20 protein-coding genes are annotated in these 21282 nt (G+C 62.7%); 11 read left to right on the top strand and 9 right to left on the bottom strand.

Annotation, left to right across the window (positions count from 1 at the left end; all coding sequences use genetic code 11):
• Positions 1 to 149: 149 nt before the first annotated feature.
• The 4 genes from SB756_RS10825 to SB756_RS10810 all read left to right on the top strand — a co-directional run bounded on the left by SB756_RS10825 (position 150) and on the right by SB756_RS10810 (position 3828).
• Entirely contained in the window at positions 150 to 1526 is a 1377-nt protein-coding gene (locus tag SB756_RS10825) for an L-serine ammonia-lyase (RefSeq protein ID WP_410910809.1), read from the top strand.
• A gap of 27 nt (positions 1527 to 1553) precedes the next feature.
• The gene (gcvT, locus tag SB756_RS10820) at positions 1554 to 2675 is read left to right on the top strand and encodes a glycine cleavage system aminomethyltransferase GcvT (protein ID WP_410910808.1); all 1122 of its coding nucleotides are present in this window, start codon (positions 1554 to 1556) and stop codon (positions 2673 to 2675) included.
• Between the two features lie 357 nt (positions 2676 to 3032).
• On the top strand, positions 3033 to 3245 hold the full coding sequence (locus tag SB756_RS10815) for a cold-shock protein (protein ID WP_016501305.1): 213 nt from the start codon (positions 3033 to 3035) through the stop codon (positions 3243 to 3245).
• A gap of 94 nt (positions 3246 to 3339) precedes the next feature.
• Positions 3340 to 3828: an RDD family protein gene (locus SB756_RS10810; protein WP_016501306.1), complete on the top strand. Its 489-nt coding sequence runs from the start codon at positions 3340 to 3342 to the stop codon at positions 3826 to 3828.
• A 119-nt stretch (positions 3829 to 3947) separates the two neighbouring features.
• Here SB756_RS10810 and lptG read toward each other — a convergent pair whose 3' ends face one another.
• Positions 3948 to 5009 carry an LPS export ABC transporter permease LptG gene (gene lptG, locus SB756_RS10805; protein WP_063426410.1) on the bottom strand — a complete coding sequence of 354 codons (1062 nt, stop codon included), beginning with the start codon at positions 5007 to 5009 and terminating at the stop codon, positions 3948 to 3950.
• Positions 5002 to 6117: an LPS export ABC transporter permease LptF gene (lptF, locus tag SB756_RS10800; protein WP_016501308.1), complete on the bottom strand. Its 1116-nt coding sequence runs from the start codon at positions 6115 to 6117 to the stop codon at positions 5002 to 5004. The genes lptG and lptF overlap by 8 nt, the downstream gene beginning before the upstream one ends.
• Positions 6118 to 6418: 301 nt before the next feature.
• Between lptF and SB756_RS10795 the strand changes: the two genes are divergently transcribed.
• The 5 genes from SB756_RS10795 to rlmF all read left to right on the top strand — a co-directional run bounded on the left by SB756_RS10795 (position 6419) and on the right by rlmF (position 12921).
• A complete protein-coding gene (locus SB756_RS10795) occupies positions 6419 to 7912 on the top strand; it encodes a leucyl aminopeptidase (RefSeq protein ID WP_341797667.1) in 1494 nt (497 codons plus the stop codon).
• A 50-nt stretch (positions 7913 to 7962) separates the two neighbouring features.
• On the top strand, positions 7963 to 8391 hold the full coding sequence (locus SB756_RS10790) for a DNA polymerase III subunit chi (protein WP_410910807.1): 429 nt from the start codon (positions 7963 to 7965) through the stop codon (positions 8389 to 8391).
• Between the two features lie 5 nt (positions 8392 to 8396).
• Complete coding sequence (locus SB756_RS10785) at positions 8397 to 8762, top strand: hypothetical protein (RefSeq protein ID WP_016501311.1); 366 nt, start codon at positions 8397 to 8399, stop codon at positions 8760 to 8762.
• A gap of 185 nt (positions 8763 to 8947) precedes the next feature.
• Complete coding sequence (locus tag SB756_RS10780) at positions 8948 to 11794, top strand: valine--tRNA ligase (protein ID WP_341797664.1); 2847 nt, start codon at positions 8948 to 8950, stop codon at positions 11792 to 11794.
• A gap of 173 nt (positions 11795 to 11967) precedes the next feature.
• Positions 11968 to 12921, top strand: coding sequence for a 23S rRNA (adenine(1618)-N(6))-methyltransferase RlmF (rlmF, locus tag SB756_RS10775; RefSeq protein ID WP_341797663.1), 954 nt, complete (start codon positions 11968 to 11970; stop codon positions 12919 to 12921).
• A 50-nt stretch (positions 12922 to 12971) separates the two neighbouring features.
• Here the strand turns inward: rlmF and SB756_RS10770 are convergent, their stop codons facing one another.
• Positions 12972 to 13253, bottom strand: a complete 282-nt coding sequence (locus tag SB756_RS10770; RefSeq protein WP_003255106.1) for an HU family DNA-binding protein — start codon at positions 13251 to 13253, stop codon at positions 12972 to 12974.
• 370 nt (positions 13254 to 13623) lie between these two features.
• On the opposite strand from SB756_RS10770, the gene yejK reads away from it, so the two are divergent.
• Positions 13624 to 14631, top strand: a complete 1008-nt coding sequence (gene yejK / locus SB756_RS10765; protein ID WP_016501314.1) for a nucleoid-associated protein YejK — start codon at positions 13624 to 13626, stop codon at positions 14629 to 14631.
• Here the strand turns inward: yejK and SB756_RS10760 are convergent.
• The 4 genes from SB756_RS10760 to SB756_RS10745 form a co-directional block, all read right to left on the bottom strand.
• Positions 14591 to 14920: a GIY-YIG nuclease family protein gene (locus SB756_RS10760; RefSeq protein WP_258911672.1), complete on the bottom strand. Its 330-nt coding sequence runs from the start codon at positions 14918 to 14920 to the stop codon at positions 14591 to 14593. The genes yejK and SB756_RS10760 overlap by 41 nt on opposite strands.
• Positions 14913 to 15389 (bottom strand): nuclear transport factor 2 family protein, encoded by a 477-nt coding sequence (locus tag SB756_RS10755; protein WP_016501316.1) that lies wholly within the window; start codon positions 15387 to 15389, stop codon positions 14913 to 14915. Before SB756_RS10755 ends, SB756_RS10760 begins: the two co-directional genes overlap by 8 nt.
• Positions 15390 to 15452: 63 nt before the next feature.
• On the bottom strand, positions 15453 to 16733 hold the full coding sequence (locus SB756_RS10750) for a CynX/NimT family MFS transporter (RefSeq protein ID WP_410910806.1): 1281 nt from the start codon (positions 16731 to 16733) through the stop codon (positions 15453 to 15455).
• A 13-nt stretch (positions 16734 to 16746) separates the two neighbouring features.
• Positions 16747 to 17397, bottom strand: coding sequence for a FadR/GntR family transcriptional regulator (locus SB756_RS10745; RefSeq protein ID WP_016501318.1), 651 nt, complete (start codon positions 17395 to 17397; stop codon positions 16747 to 16749).
• Between the two features lie 139 nt (positions 17398 to 17536).
• Between SB756_RS10745 and SB756_RS10740 the strand changes: the two genes are divergently transcribed.
• Positions 17537 to 18721 carry an alkaline phosphatase family protein gene (locus SB756_RS10740; RefSeq protein ID WP_410910805.1) on the top strand — a complete coding sequence of 395 codons (1185 nt, stop codon included), beginning with the start codon at positions 17537 to 17539 and terminating at the stop codon, positions 18719 to 18721.
• 171 nt (positions 18722 to 18892) lie between these two features.
• Here the strand turns inward: SB756_RS10740 and hisC are convergent, their stop codons facing one another.
• Positions 18893 to 19939: a histidinol-phosphate transaminase gene (gene hisC / locus SB756_RS10735; protein ID WP_410910804.1), complete on the bottom strand. Its 1047-nt coding sequence runs from the start codon at positions 19937 to 19939 to the stop codon at positions 18893 to 18895.
• A 2-nt stretch (positions 19940 to 19941) separates the two neighbouring features.
• Complete coding sequence (hisD, locus tag SB756_RS10730; protein ID WP_016501321.1) at positions 19942 to 21267, bottom strand: histidinol dehydrogenase; 1326 nt, start codon at positions 21265 to 21267, stop codon at positions 19942 to 19944.
• Positions 21268 to 21282: the final 15 nt, after the last annotated feature.

Below are 21282 nucleotides of genomic sequence, written 5' to 3'. Positions count from 1 at the left end.
CTCAGGCCCGCTACCTGACTTGAGGTGTGGACCTCTGTGGGAGCGGGCGCGCCCGCGAATGCGATGATGCCTTCACCGACGCATTCGCGGGCACGCCCGCTCCCACAGGGTTCACCGTCCGCCTAATTTTCCTGGCTGGAGGAACCACCATGTCACTGAGCGTCTTCGACCTGTTCAAGATCGGCATCGGCCCCTCCAGCTCCCATACGGTCGGCCCGATGCGTGCTGCCGCACGTTTTGCCGAAGGCCTGCGCCGCGACGGACTGCTGCCCAGCACGGTTAGCGTCAAGGCCGAGCTGTATGGCTCCCTGGGCGCCACCGGCAAGGGCCACGGCAGTGACAAGGCCGTACTGCTAGGCCTTGAAGGTGAACACCCCGACACCGTCGACACCGGCTCCATCCCAGGCCGCCTGCAAGCCATCCGCGACAGCGGCCACATCAACCTGCTGGGCGAACAGCGCATTGCGTTCATCGAAAAGCAGCACCTGGCAATGATCCGCAAGCCGCTGGACTACCACCCCAACGGCATGATCTTCCGCGCCTTCGACGACGCCGGCCTGCAAATCCGCAGCCGCGAATACTACTCGGTGGGCGGTGGTTTCGTGGTCGACGAGGATGCCGCCGGTCACGACCGTATCGTCGAGGACAGCACAGTGCTGCCCTACCCGTTCAAGACCGCCAAGGAACTGCTTGGCCACTGCACCACGCAAAACCTGTCGGTAAGCCAGGTGATGCTGGCCAACGAGGCCGCCTGGCGCCCGGAGGCGGAGACCCGCGCCCGGCTGCTGCGTATCTGGCAGGTGATGCAGGATTGCGTCGAAGCCGGCTGCCAGCATGAAGGCATCCTGCCGGGCGGGCTCAAGGTCAAGCGGCGGGCGCCAGCCCTGTATCGCCAGCTGAGCCGCCACCCGGAAGCCAGCCTGCGCGATGCGTTGTCGGTGCTCGACTGGGTCAACCTCTACGCCTTGGCAGTGAACGAGGAAAACGCCAATGGCGGGCGTGTGGTTACCGCACCCACCAACGGCGCGGCGGGCATCGTCCCGGCGGTGATGCACTACTACATGCGCTTCGTGCCGGGCGCCAGCGACGACGGGGTGGTGCGTTTTCTGCTCACCGCCGCGGCGATCGGCATCCTGTACAAAGAGAACGCCTCCATCTCCGGCGCCGAAGTGGGCTGCCAGGGTGAAGTCGGCGTGGCCTGTTCCATGGCCGCCGGCGCGCTGTGCGAAGTGATGGGCGGCAGCGTGCAGCAGGTGGAAAACGCTGCCGAAATCGGCATGGAACACAACCTGGGCCTGACCTGCGACCCGATCGGCGGGCTGGTCCAGGTGCCCTGCATCGAGCGCAACGCCATGGGCTCGGTGAAGGCGATCAACGCGGTGCGCATGGCCTTGCGCGGCGACGGGCAGCACTTCGTGTCGCTCGACAAGGTCATCCGCACCATGCGCCAGACCGGCGCCGACATGAAAAGCAAATACAAGGAGACCGCCCGCGGCGGTCTTGCCGTCAACATCATCGAATGTTGACCCAACAATAAAACCAAGGAGTCACCGATGTCCGAAACACTGCTCAAGACCCCACTGCACGCCCTGCACCAGGAACTGGGTGCGCGCATGGTGCCGTTTGCCGGCTACGACATGCCGGTGCAGTACCCGCTGGGCGTGCTCAAGGAACACCTGCACACCCGCGAGCAGGCCGGCCTGTTCGATGTCTCGCACATGGGCCAGATCATCCTGCGCGGTGCCGATGCCGCCAAGGCCCTGGAAAGCCTTGTACCGGTGGATATCATCGACCTGCCGGTGGGCATGCAGCGCTATGCCATGTTCACCAATGAACAAGGCGGCATCCTTGACGACCTGATGGTTGCCAACCTGGGCGACGACACCCTGTTCCTGGTGGTCAACGCCGCCTGCAAGGACCAGGACCTGGCTCACCTGCAAACGCACATCGGTAGCCGTTGCGAGGTGCAGCCGCTGTTCGAACAACGTGCCCTGCTTGCCCTGCAAGGGCCGGCAGCGGTCAAGGTACTGGAGCGCCTGGCCCCGGAAGTGGGCGGCATGACCTTCATGCAGTTCCGGCCGGTAAAACTGCTGGGTGAAGACTGCTTCGTCAGCCGCTCAGGCTACACCGGCGAAGACGGCTACGAGATTTCGGTACCGGTCCAGGCCGCCGAAGCCTTGGCCCGCCGCCTGCTGGCCGAGCCCGAAGTACAGCCTATCGGCCTGGGCGCACGCGACTCGCTGCGCCTGGAAGCCGGCCTGTGCCTGTATGGCCATGACATGAATACCGAGACCACCCCGATCGAAGCCAGCCTGCTGTGGGCGATTTCCAAGGTGCGCCGTGCCGACGGTGCACGTGCGGCCGGCTTCCCCGGCGCCGAAGCGATCTTTGCCCACCAGCGCGACGGCGTGGCGCGCAAACGTGTCGGCCTGTTGCCGCAGGAGCGCACGCCAGTACGTGAAGGCGCGGATATTGTCGATGCGAACGATAAGCCGGTAGGTAAAGTGTGCAGCGGCGGCTTTGGCCCGACACTCGGCGCACCTGTTGCAATGGGTTATATCGATAGTGAACATGCTGCACTCGACACCGCACTGTTTGCCGTGGTGCGCGGCAAGAAGGTTGCCTTGAAAGTCAGCAAAATGCCTTTCGTGGCGCAACGTTACTACCGTGGTTGAAACGGCTTTGTGAAGATTATGGCCAGGTTCGACATATTCGTTTTCGAACCTGCCCAATAACTTTTGAACATGGCGCCAGGCCAGGCGCCATGCCGTTTCCGACAAATTGGTCGGTTATCGGCAAGCGGCCGATTTTCCATTCGACCAAGGGCTTGTTTTTCGCTCGGGAGTTGTCGTAGAGTCAGTGCACTGTGTTTGCATGGGTCGCAACAGTTCGTGACCTGGGCCAGTAGCCGCAATCTGCTACAACCCGTTCGACGTCTCTTACTTTCCTGCAACCCAGCCCAGTAATCTTTTGCTTACAAACAATGCAGAAGAAACTGTCATCAAAATTTAAGTTTCATAGGAAATAAGACAATGGCTGAGCGTCAGAACGGTACCGTCAAGTGGTTCAATGACGAAAAAGGTTACGGTTTCATCACCCCAGAAAGCGGTCCGGATCTGTTCGTGCACTTCCGCGCCATCCAGGGCAACGGCTTCAAGAGCCTGAAAGAAGGCCAGAAAGTGACCTTCGTTGCTGTGCAAGGCCAAAAAGGCATGCAGGCTGACGAAGTCCAGGCTGAAGCCTGATACTTCTAAAAAAGAGCCCCTGCGTTGACGCGCAGGGGCTTTTTTTTGCTTGCGATTCCATAGAATGAGCTTTTTCCCCTGGAGTTGCCGAGCGATGCCCAAGCCCCACCTTATCCCTCAGGGCGACTTCCCCGCTGCTGGCCTGGGCCGACGACTGGCCGCAATGTTTTATGACTTCCTGCTATGTACTGCGCTGCTCATCGTGACAGCCGGTGCCTACAAGCTGATCCAGATGGCGATCATCGGCGAAGCGCGCATGCGAGAGCTGACCGAAGCCGGCGCACTGGATGGCGACCCGCTATTGTCGACGGTACTGCTGTTCGCCTTGTTCGGCTTCTTTGCCAAGTTCTGGACCCATGGCGGGCAGACGCTGGGTATGCAGGTGTGGGGCGTGCGCGTGCAGAATGCCGATGGTTCTGCCATCAGCCTGTGGCAGGCGTTGTTGCGCTTCGTGGTATCGATTGCCTCATGGCTGTGTCTGGGGCTGGGTTTTTTCTGGGTGTTGATCGACAAGCGAAAGCGTGGCTGGCATGACATCTATTCGGAAAGCCAGCTGGTGCGGGTGCCGAAGCAGAAGAAATGATCCGAGCGTTGTGTTGCCTGTTCAGGCCTCTTCGCGGGTTTACCCGCGAAGAGGCCTGAACAGGCAACACCCATGAAAAAGCCGACACTGAGGTCGGCTTTTTTGTACAACTCAGGCCACTATCCTGCCCGACGCAACAGCCAGACACCGGCCAAGGCGCAGATCCCCGCCGGGATCACCACCGCCAGCAGCGGCGGGAAGCCGAACACCTGGCTCGAAGGCCCCAACAGGTCCTGGGCGATGCGGAACACGAAACCCACCAGCACACCGGTGAACACGCGCTGGCCGAGGGTTACCGAGCGCAGCGGGCCGAAGATGAAGGAAATCGCCATCAGCACCAGCGCCGCGGTGACCATCGGCTGCAGCACCTTGGTCCAGAACGCCAACCAGTAACGGGCATTGTTCAGGCCCTGGTCGGACAAGTAGTGGATGTAATCCCACAACCCGGTAATGGACAGCGACTCCGGCGCCAGGATTACCGTATTGAGCAGTTCTGGCGTGAGCGAGACATCCCAGCGCTCCTGCGGTGCGCTGACGACTTCAGTGTGGTCGCCACGGAAGTAGGTGGTACGCACGTCGGCGAGCAACCAGTGGTCGCTCTGGTACTGCGCGCGGCGGGCGAAGCTCGAAGTAACGATCTTGCGCTCGCTGTCGAAGCGGTAACGGGTCACACCCAGCAACAGGCCGTTGGGCTGCACGGCGTTGATGTGCACGTATTCTTCACCCTGTCGGTGCCACATGCCGCGCTTGGAGCTTTGCGCCTCACCACCGCCCTGGGCCAGGGAACGGTCGGCCTGGGCCTTGTTCTCGGTCACCGGCGCCACGTATTCGCCAATCAGCAGGCCGACCAGCATCAGCACCAGCATCGGCTTCATCACCGCCCAGACGATGCGGCCGATGGACACCCCGGCCGCACGCATGATGGTCAGTTCGCTGCTGCTGGCCAGGCTGCCCAGGCCGATCAGGCAGCCGATCAGGGCGGCCATCGGCAGCATGTCGTACAGCCGCCGAGGTGCGGTGAGCATGACGAAGTTGCCAGCCTCCATCACCGTGTAGGTGTCACTCAGGTCGCTCATCTCGTCGATGAAGGCGAACAGCGAGGCCAGGCCGAGGATGATGCCCAGCACAGCCAGGATGGCCAGCAGTACGCTCTGGCCGATGTAGCGGTCCAGCTTACCCATGGGCCACCTCCGCACGACGGGCGGCGCGCTTGAGGCGCATCGGTTCCCAGTACAACAGGCCGAGGCCGATCAGCAGGAACAGGCCGTGGACCCACCACATGCCCAGGCCAATCGGCAATTTGCCCTTCTCGAGGGCGCCGCGTACGGAAATCAGCATTGTCAGGTAGGCCATGTACAAGAGAATTGCCGGCAGCAGCTTGAGGAAGCGGCCCTGGCGGGGGTTGACCCGGGACAGCGGTACCGCCAGCAGGGTCACGACGAATACCAGGATCGGCAGCGACAGCCGCCATTGCAGCTCGGCACGCTCTCGCAGGCCCTTCTTGCCGATCAGCTCGGAAGTGGGGATGGCCTCGCGCTCGGTGACTTCCTCGGCGACTTCCGGTTTGGGCAGCAGCACACCATAAGTGTCGTACTTGATCGCGCGGTAATCGGCCTGGCCCGGGTTACCGTCATAGCGATAGCCGTTTTCCAGCACCAGGTAGCGGTTGCCGTCGGCCTGGATCTCCTGGTGACCTTTTTCAGCGACCAGTACCGATGGGGCGCGGTCCTTGGTCTTGTCCTGGTTGAAGCGCTTCTCGGAGATGAACACCCCGGCCAGGTTGACGCGGTCGTCCGACAGCTGCTCGGTGTAGGTCACCCGCGAACCGTCACGCAAGGTCTGGAAGCGGCCCGGCACCAAGGTGTCGAACTCGGTCAGCGTGTCCTGCTGGGCAATGATCTGCTGCACCTGGGCAACGCCCAACGGCGCAAGGCTCAGGCTCAGCCAGGCCACCAGCAGGGCGACCAGCGCCGCCGGTACCATGGTCAGCCCCAACAGGCGCTGCTGGCTCATACCGGTTGCGGACAGCACGGTCATCTCGCTTTCCAGGTACAGCCGCCCGTACGCCAGGAGAATGCCGAGGAACAGCCCCAGAGGCAGGATCAGTTGCAGGAAACCCGGCAGCCGGAAGCCCATGATCAGGAACAGCACGCCCGGGTCGAGCACGCCCTGGGCCGCCTGGGCCAGATACTTGATGAAGCGCCCGCTCATGATGATCACCAGCAGCACAGCGCTGACGGCGCTCAAGGTCACCAGGACCTCGCGGGACAGATAACGAAAGACGATCAAACCAGACACTCCTGGGTTGTCAGGGCGGACTGCCATGCAATGGCGCCAAACAATGACTTAGTACAGCCAAGACCAATGCCGGTTCGCCAAAGGCGAACCTCCATGTAAAGTGCGCGCATTATCCTGTGATTGACCGCGCCTGTCACTTGGCCGCGCATGAAGGCGCATAACGGGGTTGTCAGCACGCTTGCCGCAGGCTCAAACTGGCAGCTTTTCCGCTGGCGCGCGACTCCGCCGCCAGGCCCGTCCAGAGCGCTGGAATACACAGCGCCATTCGTATCGATCATTCGGGGACCCTGACATGGAACTGGTTGTAAAAAGCGTAGCTGCTGCATCCGTAAAAACCGCCACCCTGGTCATTCCGGTAGGTGAAAACCGCAAGCTCGGCACTGTTGCCAAGGCTGTCGACCTGGCCAGCGAAGGTGCCATCAGCGCTGTGCTCAAGCGCGGCGACCTGGCTGGCAAGCCAGGCCAGACCCTGCTGCTGCAGAACCTGCAGGGCCTGAAAGCCGAGCGCGTGCTGCTGGTAGGCAGCGGCAAGGACGAAGCCCTGGGCGACCGCGCCTGGCGCAAACTGGTCGCCAGCGTGGCCGGCGTGCTCAAGGGCCTGAATGGCGCCGATGCAGTGCTGGCCCTGGACGATGTCGCGGTCAACAACCGCGATGCACACTACGGCAAATACCGCCTGCTGGCCGAAACCCTGCTCGACGGCGAGTACGTGTTCGACCGCTTCAAGAGCCAGAAGGTCGAGCCACGCGCCCTGAAAAAAGTCACCCTGCTGGCCGACAAGGCCGGCCAGGCCGAGGTCGAGCGCGCCGTCAAGCACGCCAGCGCCATTGCCACCGGCATGGCCTTCACCCGCGACCTGGGCAACCTGCCGCCTAACCTGTGCCACCCAAGCTTCCTCGCCGAACAGGCCAAGGAGCTGGGCAAGGCGCACAAGGCGCTGAAGGTCGAGGTGCTGGACGAGAAGAAGATCAAGGACCTGGGCATGGGCGCGTTCTACGCCGTGGGCCAGGGCAGCGACCAGCCACCCCGCCTGATCGTGCTCAACTACCAAGGCGGCAAGAAGGCAGACAAGCCGTTCGTGCTGGTGGGCAAGGGCATCACCTTCGATACCGGCGGCATCAGCCTCAAGCCAGGCGCCGGCATGGACGAAATGAAGTACGACATGTGCGGTGCTGCCAGCGTGTTCGGCACCCTGCGTGCGGTGCTCGAACTGCAACTGCCGGTCAACCTGGTGTGCCTGCTGGCCTGTGCCGAGAACATGCCAAGCGGCGGCGCCACCCGCCCGGGTGACATCGTCACCACCATGAGCGGCCAGACCGTCGAAATCCTCAACACCGACGCCGAAGGCCGCCTGGTGCTGTGCGACACCCTGACCTACGCCGAGCGTTTCAAGCCGCAGGCGGTGATCGACATCGCCACCCTGACCGGCGCCTGCATCGTCGCCCTGGGCAGCCACACCACCGGCCTGATGGGCAACAACGACGACCTGGTGGGCCAGTTGCTCGACGCTGGCAAGCGCGCCGACGACCGTGCCTGGCAGTTGCCGCTGTTCGATGAATACCAAGAGCAGCTGGACAGCCCGTTCGCCGACATGGGCAACATCGGCGGGCCGAAGGCCGGCACCATCACCGCAGGCTGCTTCCTGTCACGCTTCGCCAAGGCCTACAACTGGGCGCACATGGACATCGCCGGTACCGCATGGATCAGTGGTGGCAAGGACAAAGGCGCCACAGGCCGCCCAGTGCCGCTGCTGACCCAGTACCTGCTGGACCGCGCTGGCGCCTGACGCCGTGAGGCCGGTGGTGCCTTGCGCACCTCCGGCCGGCGATTACCACCATGAGCAAAGTCGACTTTTACATCCTGCCCACCGACTCGCTGTCGGCGCGGCTCGATTTCGCCTGCAAACTGTGCGAAAAGGCCTGGCGCCTCGGCCACCGGGTCTATCTGCATTGTCAGGATGAAGAACAGCGCAGCGAGCTGGACCTGCGTTTGTGGCGCTTCAAGGGTGAGGCCTTCGTGCCCCACGACCTGGCCGAGCTGCATGCCGATGCCGGCGTGGCCCTTGGCCTGGCTGACAACGCGGGCGATCACTGCGACCTGCTGATCAACCTGGGGGCCGGCGTGCCGGGCTTCGTCGGCCAGTTCGAGCGGGTGGCCGAAATCGTGGTGGAAGAGCCTGGCATCCGCCAATCAGCCCGTGAGCGATTCCGTTTCTACCGCGAACAGGGCTATGCTCTGCAAGACCACCGCTTACAGCGACTTTGACGACGATGGACAAGCCCTCCCCTTTGCCCGACTCCGCCCATCTGCTCGATGACCTCGAGTCGATCCGCCAGCTGCTTGGCGACGCCGACCTGCAACCACCGCTGCTGACCGAGACGGTGGAGCAGATCCCGTTGCTGCTGGAAGAACCTGCCGGTAACCCTGCGCCTGATGGTGAACCAATCGCTGTCGAGCCCGAAGAAGACCCGCAGACACGCCGGCAGGACACCCTGCTGCACCTGGAAAGCGAGCTGCGCGCAGCGGCGCAGATGATCATGCAGGACGTGATCAACGACTTTACCCCGCATATCGAGAACGAGATCAAGCGCCGGCTGGATGCGCGGATCGAGCGCTTGATCAAGCGTACCGAGTGATATTCCGGGGCCGCTTTGCGGCCCATTCGCAGCACAAGGCAGCTTCTGCAGGCACCGCGATCCCTGTAGGAGCGGCCTTGTGCCGCGAATGGGCTGCAAAGCAGCCCCAGCGGCTGTCGCCTCAACACCCCAGCTTGGTTATACTTCCCGGCTTTCCCGAATAAATGCACAGGGTCCCGCCGCGCATGGATAAGACCTACCAGCCGCACGCCATCGAAACTTCCTGGTACAACACCTGGGAGTCCGAGAACTATTTCGCCCCACAAGGTGCAGGCGAGTCCTACACCATCATGATCCCGCCGCCGAACGTGACCGGCAGCCTGCACATGGGCCACGGGTTCAACAACGCGATCATGGACGCCCTGATCCGTTTCCGCCGCATGCAAGGCCGCGACACCCTGTGGCAGCCAGGTACCGACCACGCCGGTATCGCCACCCAGATGCTGGTCGAACGCCAGCTCGAAGCCAAGGGCCAGAACCGGCATGACCTGGGCCGCGAGAAGTTCCTGGAAAAAGTCTGGGAATGGAAGGACCAGTCCGGTGGCAACATCAGCCGCCAGATCCGCCGTCTGGGCTCGTCGGTAGACTGGAGCCGCGAGCGTTTCACCATGGATGACGGCCTGTCCGACGCGGTCAAGGAAGCTTTCGTGCGCCTGCACGAAGACGGCCTGATCTACCGCGGCAAGCGCTTGGTCAACTGGGACACCAAGCTGCACACCGCCATCTCCGACCTCGAAGTGGAAAACCACGACGAAAAGGGCCACCTGTGGAACCTGCGCTACCCGCTGGCCGACGGCGCCAAGACCGCCGAGGGCCTGGACTACCTGGTCGTTGCCACCACCCGTCCGGAAACCCTGCTGGGTGACGCGGCCGTTGCGGTCAACCCGACTGACGAACGCTACCAGGCGCTGATCGGCAAGTTCGTCGAACTGCCGCTGGTTGGCCGCCGCATCCCGATCATCGCCGACGACTACTGCGACCCCGAGTTCGGTACCGGCTGCGTGAAGATCACCCCGGCTCACGACTTCAACGACTACGAAGTCGGCAAGCGCCACAACCTGCCGCTGCTGAACATCTTCGACAAGAATGCCTTCGTGCTGGCCAGCGCCCAGGCCTTCAACCTCGACGGCAGTATCAACGAGCAGGTCGACACCCGCCTGCCGGCCCAGTACGCCAACCTCGACCGCTTCGTCGCGCGCAAGCAGATCGTTGCCGACCTGGACGCCCAGGGCCTGCTGGTGAGCATCGACGACCACGCCCTGAAAGTGCCGAAAGGCGACCGTTCGGGCACCGTCATCGAGCCGTGGCTGACCGACCAGTGGTACGTCTCCACCAAGCCGCTGGCAGAACCTGCCATCGCTGCCGTTGAAGATGGCCGCATCCAGTTCGTGCCCAAGCAGTACGAGAACATGTACTTCTCCTGGATGCGTGACATCCAGGACTGGTGCATCAGCCGCCAGCTGTGGTGGGGCCACCGCATCCCGGCGTGGTACGACGAGGCCGGCCAGGTCTACGTTGGCCGCGACGAAGCCGAAGTGCGTGCCAAGCACAACCTGGGCGCCGACGTGGCCCTGCGCCAGGACGACGACGTACTCGACACCTGGTTCAGCTCGGGCCTGTGGACCTTCTCCACCCTGGGCTGGCCGGAACAGACCGAGTTCCTCAAGAAGTTCCACTCCACCGATGTACTGGTAACCGGCTTCGACATCATCTTCTTCTGGGTTGCGCGCATGATCATGCTGACCATGCACCTGATCAAGAACGAAGACGGCACCCCGCAAGTCCCGTTCAAGACCGTGTACGTGCACGGCCTGGTGCGTGACGGCCAGGGCCAGAAGATGTCCAAGTCCAAGGGCAACGTCCTCGACCCGCTGGACATCGTCGACGGCATTACCCTCGACGCCCTGCTGGAAAAACGCACCAGCGGCATGATGCAGCCCAAGCTTGCCGAGAAGATCGCCAAGCAGACCAAGGCCGAGTTCCCCGAAGGTATCGCCAGCTACGGCACCGACGCCCTGCGCTTCACCTTCTGCTCGCTGGCCTCCACTGGCCGCGACATCAAGTTCGACATGGGCCGCGTCGAAGGCTACCGCAACTTCTGCAACAAGATCTGGAACGCCGCCCGCTACGTGCTGGACAAAGGCGAAGACTGCGGCCAGAACGGCGAAGCCTACGAACTGTCGTTGGCTGACCGCTGGATCATCTCGCAGCTGCAGCGCACCGAAGCCGAAGTGACCCGCCAGCTGGAGCAGTTCCGCTTCGACCTGGCCAGCCAGGCGCTGTACGAGTTCATCTGGAACCAGTACTGCGACTGGTACCTGGAGCTGTCCAAGCCGGTACTGTGGGACGAAAACGCCCCGGTCGAGCGCGCCCGCGGCACCCGTCGCACCCTGGTGCGCGTACTGGAAGTGGCGCTGCGCCTGGCGCACCCGTTCATGCCGTTCATTACCGAAGAAATCTGGCAGCGCATCGCGCCGCTGGCCGGTATCGAAGGCAAGACCATCATGCTGCAGCCGTGGCCGGTGGCCAATGAAGCGCGCATCGACGCAGCTGCCGAAGGCGACATCGAGTGGCTGAAGGAACTGATGGTCGGCCTGCGCAATATCCGCGCCGAGATGAACATCGGCCCGGGCAAGCCGCTGCCGCTGTTCCTGAAAAACGCCAATGCCGACGACCAGCGCCGCCTGCACGAAAACGAAGCGCTGCTGAAGAAGCTGGCCAAGGTCGAGTCGTTCACCGTCCTCGGCGATACCGACGAAGCGCCGCTGTCGGCCACTGCCCTGGTCGGTGACCTGCAAGTGCTGGTGCCAATGGCCGGCCTGATCGACAAGGATGCCGAGCTGGCGCGCCTGAACAAGGAAATCCAGCGTCTGCAAGGCGAAGTGCAACGTGTAGGCGGCAAGCTGTCCAACGCCGCCTTCGTCGACAAGGCTCCGCCTGCCGTGATCGAGAAGGAACGCGCCAAGCTGGCCGAGTCCGAACAGGCCCTGGCCAACTTCACCGAGCAGCATGCGCGGATTGCAGCGCTGTAACTTGACACTGCTGATCTGACCAGCGAGGGCTTCGCCCTCGTTCGCGGCACAAGGCCGCTCCTACAGGGACGGCGCCGGTTTCAAGGGCGCCGCTATCCTGTAGGAGCGGCCTTGTGCCGCGAATGGGCCGCACAGCGGCCGCCTGGCCAGCACATGCAGCACCGGACCCGAGCATGACCCAAGACAAACCCACCCTGCACCCGCGCAACCGCCACCAGGGCCGTTACGACTTCCCCAGCCTGATCAAGGCCCACCCTGACCTGGCGCGCTTTACCATCACCAACCCCCACGGCAAACCCAGCATCGACTTCGCCAACCCCGAAGCCGTGCGGGTGTTCAACCGCGCCCTGCTCAAGGCCCAGTACGGCATCCAGCACTGGGACATCCCCGCCGATTACCTGTGCCCACCCATTCCCGGTCGCGCCGACTACATCCACGCGGCCGCCGACCTGCTGGCCGACGACAATGCCGGTGAGGTGCCCAAAGGCGCACAGGTGCGTGCGCTGGATATCGGCGTGGGTGCCAACTGCATCTACCCGCTGCTGGGCTACAGCGACTACCGCTGGCGCTTCCTCGGCTCGGACATCGACGCGATGGCCTTGGCCTCGGCCAAGGCCATCGTCCAGGCCAATGGCCTGGGCAAGGCCATCACCCTGCGCCAGCAGGCCAACCGCGCGCATATCCTCAGCGGCCTGCTGCAGGATGACGACCGCTTCGACCTGACCCTGTGCAACCCGCCCTTCCATGCCTCGCGCGAGGAAGCCACCCGCGGCAGCCAGCGCAAGTGGAAAAACCTCGGCAAGCAGGACCCCAAGCGCAAGCTGCCGGTGCTGAACTTCGGGGGCCAGAACAATGAATTGTGGTGCGAAGGCGGCGAAATCCGCTTTGTCACCCAACTGGTTGGCGAAAGCGTGCAGTACGCCAAGCGGGTGCTGTGGTTTACCAGCCTGGTGTCCAAGGTCAGCAACCTGCCGGGGATAGACGCTGCGTTGAAAAAGGCCGGTGCCAAGGCCGTACGCATCATCGAGATGGGCCAGGGGCAGAAACAGAGCCGCATGGTCGCCTGGAGCTTCCATGACGACGCCGCGCGCCAGGCCTGGCACGCCCAGCGTAAATCACAGGCATGAAAAAACCGCGCCTGGCAAGCCAGGCGCGGTTTTTGTCAACGCTTCAACAATTACTTGTTGATGGCATCGGTCAGCACTTTGGCTGGAACGAACTTGACGACTTTCTTGGCAGCGATTTCGATGGCAGCGCCAGTCGAAGGGTTGCGGCCGGTACGGGCAGGACGCTCGGAGACTTTCAGCTTGCCGATGCCTGGCAGAGTGATTTCAGCGCCGTTTTCCAGTTGGTCGGCAACGATCTGGCCCAGTTGCTCCAGAGCGTTTTTAGCGGTGGCTTTTGGCGCGGCGATCGATTCGGCGATGTCGGCAATCAGTTGGTCTTTGGTCAATGCCATGGTGATGTTCCTTCCCTATCAAATTCGATGGTTATGCAGCGAACTACGACGTTATCGGGCCAGCCCCTTACAGTGGAGGGCCGCGCCAATCGCGTATGTAGATACGTAAATCGGCGTTTGGTTCGACACGACGACAGCACGCTGCCAGCACTGCGCCATACGAGGGGCGCAAGACCGCGCAAAACTACCACAGGAATGGATAAATATCCGCTGCGCACTTCGATTTAATGCAGGTTTTTCGGGGGTTTTAGCCTAAAACGCACAAAACTGAACAAAAAACGAACAACCGACATATCCGCCAACATACGGCCACTGCATCACCTTGTGTCTAGGGTAAACTTGACGCCTTTTGCAGCTCGCCGAGAATCCCATGCCAATCCGTCATTGCATCGTTCACCTGATCGACAAAAAGCCCGATGGCAGCCCTGCTGTACTGCACGCCCGCGACGCCGAACTGGCGGCTTCCGACGCCATCGAAAACCTGTTGGCAGACCTCAACGATAGTTACAACGCCAAGCAAGGCAAGGCCTGGGGGTTCTTCCACGGTGAGTCCGGGGCGTATCCGCTGAGCGGCTGGCTGAAGCAGTACCTCGACGAGGAAAAGGACTTCACCGCATTCAGCCGCGTGGCGGTGGAGCACCTGCAAAAGCTGATGGAAGAGTCCAACCTGTCCACCGGCGGCCACACCCTTTTTGCTCACTACCAGCAAGGCATGACCGAATACCTGGCGATTGCCCTGCTGCACCACAGTGAAGGCGTGGCGGTGAACGCCGAGCTTGATGTGACCCCTTCGCGCCACCTTGACCTTGGCCAGTTGCACCTGGCAGCGCGCATCAACCTGTCGGAGTGGAAGAACAACAAGAATTCCAAGCAGTACATTTCGTTCATCAAGGGCAAGAACGGCAAAAAGGTTTCGGACTATTTCCGCGACTTCATCGGCTGCCAGGAAGGCGTCGACGGCCCGGGCGAAACCCGCACCCTGCTCAGGGCCTTCAGTGACTTCGTCGAGAGCGAAGACTTGCCCGAAGAGTCCGCCCGCGAAAAGACCCAGACCCTGGTCGAATACGCGACTAGCCAGACCAAAATGGGCGAACCGGTAACGCTGGAAGAACTGTCCAGCCTGATCGACGAGGACCGGCCCAAGGCGTTCTACGATCATATCCGCAACAAGGATTACGGCCTGTCGCCGGAAATCCCCGCAGACAAGCGCACCCTCAACCAGTTCCGCCGCTTCACCGGGCGTGCCGAGGGGCTGTCGATCAGCTTCGAGGCGCACTTGCTGGGCGACAAGGTGGAGTATGACGAAGAGGCGGGGACCTTGATCATCAAGGGCTTGCCTACAACCCTGGTGGATCAGCTGAAGCGGCGCAAGGACTGATACCCCCAAGGCCGCTGAAGGAGGCCACCAGCGCCTCCTTGGCCGACTTGCGCAGCCGCTTCACCAACCGCTCCTGGCGCAACGCTTCGCCTTTGTCCGGCCATTGCTCGACATACACCAGCGCCTGGGCCGGGCTGGTCTTGAAGTAACGCGCGCCCTGCCCTTTCTGATGCGCGGTAAACCGGCGCTGCGGGTCATCACTGATGCCGCAGTACAGCGAGCCGTTGGCAGCCCTTACCAGGTAGACATACCAGGGTTTGCCAACAACCGTCTCAAGGGCATCACTCACCTTGGGCCTGCTGGAATGCGCGCAATCCCTTGAATGCCTGCAAGCGTACTTTGTTCTGCACCAGTGGCGACCAGCCCAGCAACATACCCGGCACACCCAACGCCTGCCGCGACCAGCGCCACAGGTCGAAGGTGTCGTCATGCTGGCAGATCAGCCCATCGCGGATCACAAAGCGGGCCTGGATGTCGTTGACCACAATACGGCCGGTCTGGCTGAACAGGTAGGTCGCTACCCAGTGCGCGCCGCCGCTGCGCTCGTCGGCGCGCACACTGTCGAATGCCAGGGTGAAGTCTTTGGCGCGGGTGGTGAGCATCCGCCACATGTCCCCCGCATCCTTGCCGCGCAGGGTGCCGAAAACCGGGTCGCTGAAAACGATATCGTCGCTGTAGCAAGCGACCATGCCCTCGGCGTCCAGGCGCTGGAAGGCCTGGTAGAAGCGGGTGATCAGGTCGCGGTTGGCGTCACTCATGGGGCAGGTCCGTCCTGGGGTCGAAAGCAGCACGATAATCTGCCCCGATGGCTTATGCCAGTCTCAAACTTTTTCGCTGGTCACCTGCACATGCAACGCCCGCCCGGCACCCAGCCCGAACACGATTGCACCTACCCCCAGCACAGCAAAAATCCACCCTACTGCCGCCCAGCCCCCTGTGAGGTCATGCACCAGGCCCACAGCGAAGGGCCCCATCGACGCCAGGGTATAACCTACCCCCTGGGCCATGCTCGACAGGTTCGCGGCCACATGGGCATCTTTCGAGCGCAGCACGATCAAGGTCAGCGCCAGGGCAAAGGTTCCGCCCTGCCCCAGGCCCAACACCACGGCCCATCCCCACAGCCCCGACACCGGTGCATAGAGGCAACCGAACAGGCCAGCCAAGGTAATCAGCATGACCAGCACGATCGCCAGCCGCTGGTCCTTGCCGCGAGTGGCCAGCCAAGGCGCACTCAGCGAGCTGACCAGCTGCACGATCACCGACCCCGACAACACCAGCCCCGCCGCGGTCGGGCTCAGGCCGCGACCGATGAGGATCGATGGCAACCAGCCGAACACGATGTAAGCCAGTGATGACTGCAGGCCCATGTAAAGGGTCACCTGCCAGGCCAGCGGGTCACGCCACAGGCCACGCACGCGATAGGCCACCTTGTGCAGGCCATGCCCCTGACGGGCCTGCGGCAGCCACACCAGCATGGCCATCAAGGCCGGTAGCACCCAGAAGCCCAGCCCCAGCGCCCAGCTGCCGTCAAAATGTTGGGCCAAAGGTACGGTGGCACCGGCTGCCATCGCTGCGCCCAGGCACAACGCCATGGTGTACACACCGGTCAGTGTGCCAGCGTGCTGCGGGAAGTCGCGCTTGACGATACCCGGCAACAGCACGCCGATAATTCCGATGCTGGCCCCCGCCATCAGGCTGCCAAGGAAGACCCCGATAGCCCCAAAGGCGCTTCGCACAACGATGCCCAGCGCCAGGGTGACAAGGATGCCCAGGATCACCCGCTCGCTGCCAAAACGCCGCGCCAGCACCGGCGCCAGTGGGGCGAACAGCCCTAGGCACAGCACCGGCAAGGTGGTCAGCAACCCGGCCTGCGAAGCACTCAGCCCCAGGCCTTCGGCAACCTGCCCCAGCACCGGCGCCATGCTCGACAATGCAGGGCGCAGGTTCAATGCCACCAGCACTAGGCCAAGCAGCAACAGCCAGGGCCGCCGCAATACCACAGGCTGTTGCTGCACCTGCTCGTCGTCCGCTTCAGCGTCGATCAGCAGCTCATCGAGATCCCGCTCGTTGCGCGGGTTGTTACGGGTGATGGATTCAGCCATGGCCTTCTCGGAGTCAGGATTCGATGAGGGTACGGCTCAGGCGCTTGGCCCGCTCCGCATCACGTTGTTCGATGGCATCGAGGATCTGCCCATGCAGATCGAACGTGGCCTGGCAACGGGGCACGGTCGCCATGTTGTGCTGAAGAGCGGCAGCCACCACCCCGGAAAAGTACCGGTACAGCTCGCTCAATGCCGGGTTGTGGGCGGCATCTACCAGCCGCTGGTGAAACACCAGGTCACACGCCACATAGGCATCGACATTCCCGTGGAAGTGCCCGGCACTGCCGGCCAGGGCCTCGCGCAGCGCTTGCAGGTCGGCATCCGTGCGGCGCAACGCCGCCAGGCCAATGGCCTCGGCTTCGAGGATATGGCGGGTTTCACGGGCCTGCTCGGGGGTGCAGCGGGACATTGCCTGCACCGCCTGCAATGGGTCCTGGGCCGTGCGCAGGTAGCTGCCGTCGCCCTGACGAATTTCCACCAGGCCACTGAACGCCAGCACGCGCATGGCCTCACGCACAGTGTTGCGGCTAATGCCCAGCTGAAGGGCCAGCTCCGGCTCGGTGGGCAAACGCTGGCCGACTTGCCAGTCGCCCAACACGATGCGCTCGCGCATGCGCTCCACGGCCAGTTCGACCAGGGAACGCTTGGTCAACTCAGTGCTCATCTTACTCAACCAATCATCCGATGAATTGGCACAGCTTACTGGATGCCGGGTAACGCCGCAAACCACCTGGTATTTCTGCCAGTTGTGAAGAAAACCCTTTGTTGCAACGCTCGCATTGTTTTTTCAGGGGTGTACTTACATGCGACTGGCGAGCCTGCTGTTAATGCTGTTTCTGGCAATGCTGCCGGGTTGCGATCCGGCCAGACACCCCAGCCGCCCCAAAGCCTTGCTCATCGGGCTGGACGGTGTGCAGTTGGAGCAATACCTGCTGTTGGGCGACGCCACCAACCTGAATCAACGGCTGTATTACGGCAAGGCCTACGCTGGCGGAATCAACGGCAGCGCCAGCGAGCAGCCTACCTTGAGCGGTCCGGGCTGGGTCACGCTGCTTACCGGCGTCTGGAGCAACAAGCATGGCGTCGACTCGGATACCGAGTCGTTGCGGGTAGATCCGGCGTTTCCCAGCCTGTTCAAACGGCTGCGCTTGGCCATGCCCAACGCTTACCTGTCCAGTGTGGTGGGTTGGTCACCGCTGAACACGGCATTCCTGCTGGAAGATGCCCATGGTGCCGATGTACGCGAGAGTGGTTTGTCAGATGCGCGGGTAATTGAGCGAACGCTGCAAATCCTTGCCAACACGCCCGCCGACTTCACATTCATTCAGCTGGATGCGGCAGACCAGCTCGGGCACGACAGTGGCTTTGGCGATCACTATCAGCAGGCGTTGCGCACACTCGATAGCCAGATCGGGCATTTGCTGGACAAGGTCGACGAACGCCGGCGCCTGCACCCGCAGGAAGACTGGCTGGTGATCATCAGCACAGACCATGGGCGCGATTACTGGGGGAAAGGCCATGGCAGCGCTTCGGAGCAGGAAAAGAGCATCTTCATCGCCAGCAACAAGCCGCTGAATCAGGAGCTGACCGAGCTGAGCATTCCTGCGGAAATGCCAGGGCCCAACAACCTGTACGGCCTTCCCGCGCAGACTTCGGTAGCACCCACTGTGCTACGCCACATGGGCCTGACGCTGCAGCCGGAATGGCTACTGGATGGCACGCCTTTGCTGGGAAAAACCGGTGCGCGCAAGGCTCGGGCCGATGAACACAAGGGACGGTTACGCTGGAACAGCAATGCCACTGGCTACCTGACGATTCTGAAGAACGGGCAAGTGGTTGCACAGGTACCGGCCAAGGACGGGCAATGGACTGATCCGCAAGGGATGGAGAAGCAGAACGATTACGTGCTGGTGCTTGATGGCACGCCGACGGCGGTGCGCAACCGGCCAGCGGCCAAGGCATTTGTTATCGAAGAGAGCAGCTATTAAGCCGTGCTGGAGCAGTCCTGCGTCGATTTCAAGGTTAACAAAAGCCCTGTAGGAGCAGCCTTGTGCTGCGAAGAGGCCATTGCAGCCAAAGAAAGTCTCTTGCCTTACCGGCCTCTTCGCAGCACAAGGCTGCTCCTACAGGGTGATGCGTCAGCCTGAGTGGCGATGCAATCAGTTCAACGCATCGAGCAGCGCCTGGTTCATCTCTGGCGTACCGATGGTAATGCGCAGGAACTGAGCAATGCGTGGCTGCTTGAAGTGACGCACGATTACACCTTGCTCGCGCAGACGTGCTGCCAGCTCGCCGGCATCCTGCTGCGGGTGGCGCGCGAAGATGAAGTTGGCGGCCGAAGGCAGTACCTCGAAGCCCTTGGCCTCAAGCTGCCCGACCAGCACTTCGCGGCTGTCGATCACCTTGCGGCAGGTTTGCTCGAAGTACTCGCGGTCTTCAAACGCCACCGCCGCGCCAACGATCGCCGCACGGTCCAGCGGGTAGGAGTTGAAGCTGTTCTTGATCCGCTCCAGCGCCTCGATCAGGTCCGGGTGCCCGACCGCCAGGCCAACCCGCAGGCCGGCCAGGGAGCGCGACTTCGACAGGGTCTGGGTCACCAGCAGGTTGTCGTAGCGATCCACCAGGCTGATGGCCGTCTCGCCACCGAAATCAATGTAGGCCTCGTCGACCACCACCACCGAGTCACGGTTGGCCTGCAGCAACTGCTCCACCGCCTGCAGCGGCATCAGGCAGCCAGTCGGCGCGTTGGGGTTGGGGAAGATGATGCCGGCGCTGGGCTTGTTGTAGTCCTCGATGCGGATCTGGAACTGCTCATCCAGCGCCACCTGCTCGAAAGCAATACCGTACAGGCCGCAATAGACCGGGTAGAAGCTATAGCTGATGTCCGGGAACAGCAGCGGTGCATCGTGCTGGAACAGGCCGTGGAAAATGTGCGCCAGCACCTCGTCCGAGCCGTTGCCGACAAACACTTGCCCCGGGGTTACGCCGTAGTACTCGGCAACCGCCTGCTTTAGCCGGTCGCCGTTCGGGTCCGGGTACAGGCGCAGGTTGTCGTTCAGCTCGCCACGCATGGCCTCCAGCGCCTTGGGCGACGGGCCGTAGGGGTTTTCGTTGGTGTTGAGCTTGACCAGACGGGCCAGCTTGGGTTGCTCGCCCGGCACGTAAGGCACCAAATCCTTGACGAAGGGGCTCCAGAATCGACTCATGCTCAGTTCCCCTTCTCTTGGGTCAGGATACGGTATTCAGCGCTGCGGGCGTGGGCGGTCAGCGACTCGCCGCGGGCCAGCACGGAAGCGGTGTGGCCCAACTCGGACGCGCCCTGCTCGGAACAGAAGATGATCGACGAACGCTTCTGGAAGTCATACACCCCCAGCGGCGACGAGAACCGCGCGGTGCCGGAGGTAGGCAGCACGTGGTTGGGGCCGGCGCAGTAATCGCCCAGCGCTTCGCTGGTGTGGCGGCCCATGAAGATCGCGCCAGCGTGGCGAATGTGCGGCAACCAGGCTTGCGGGTCGGCCACCGACAGCTCCAGGTGCTCCGGGGCGATGCGGTTGGCCACATCCATGGCCTGTTGCATGTCACGCACCTGGATCAGCGCGCCGCGACCGTTGATCGATTTCTCGATGATATCGGCACGCTCCATGGTCGGCATCAGCTTGTCGATGCTGGCGGCAACGCGGTCGAGGAACGCGGCATCCGGGCTGACCAGGATGGCCTGGGCATCCTCGTCGTGCTCGGCCTGGGAGAACAGGTCCATGGCGATCCAGTCCGGGTCGGTCTGGCCGTCACATACCACGAGGATTTCCGACGGGCCGGCGATCATGTCGATGCCTACCTGGCCAAACACGTGGCGCTTGGCAGTGGCCACGTAGATGTTGCCCGGGCCGACAATCTTGTCCACCTGCGGCACGCTTTCGGTGCCGTAGGCCAGCGCCGCGACAGCTTGCGCACCACCGACGGTGAACACGCGGTCGACGCCGGCGATGCAGGCGGCGGCCAGCACCAGTTCGTTGACCTCACCACGTGGGGTCGGCACTACCATCACCACTTCGGCCACGCCGGCAACCTTGGCCGGAATGGCGTTCATCAGCACCGACGACGGGTACGACGCCTTGCCGCCCGGCACATACAGGCCTGCACGGTCCAGCGGGGTTACCTTCTGGCCCAGCACCGTGCCGTCGGCCTCGGTGTACTGCCAGGAGTCCTGCTTCTGCCGCTCGTGGTACATGCGCACACGGTTGGCGGCCTTTTCCAGGGCTTCACGCTGCACCGGGGTAATGCGGGTCAGGGCCAGTTCAAGGCGCTCGCGACCAAGGATCAGGTCATCGATGCTGTTGGCGGCAACGCCGTCGAAACGCTGGGTGAACTCCACCAGTGCTGCATCGCCGCGCTCGCGCACGCCCTTGATGATGTCGAGCACGCGCTGGTTGACCGCGTCATCAGACACACTTTCCCAGCTCAGCAGATGATCCAGATGTCGGGCGAAATCCGGATCAGCAGCGTTGAGACGGGCAATTGCAGTGGACACGGTCATGGCGAGGGCCTCGAT

This window comes from Pseudomonas sp. SIMBA_068 (genome assembly GCF_046534705.1).
Taxonomy (GTDB): Bacteria; Pseudomonadota; Gammaproteobacteria; order Pseudomonadales; family Pseudomonadaceae; genus Aquipseudomonas; species Aquipseudomonas putida.
This window is presented reverse-complemented; position numbering and strand designations above follow the sequence as displayed.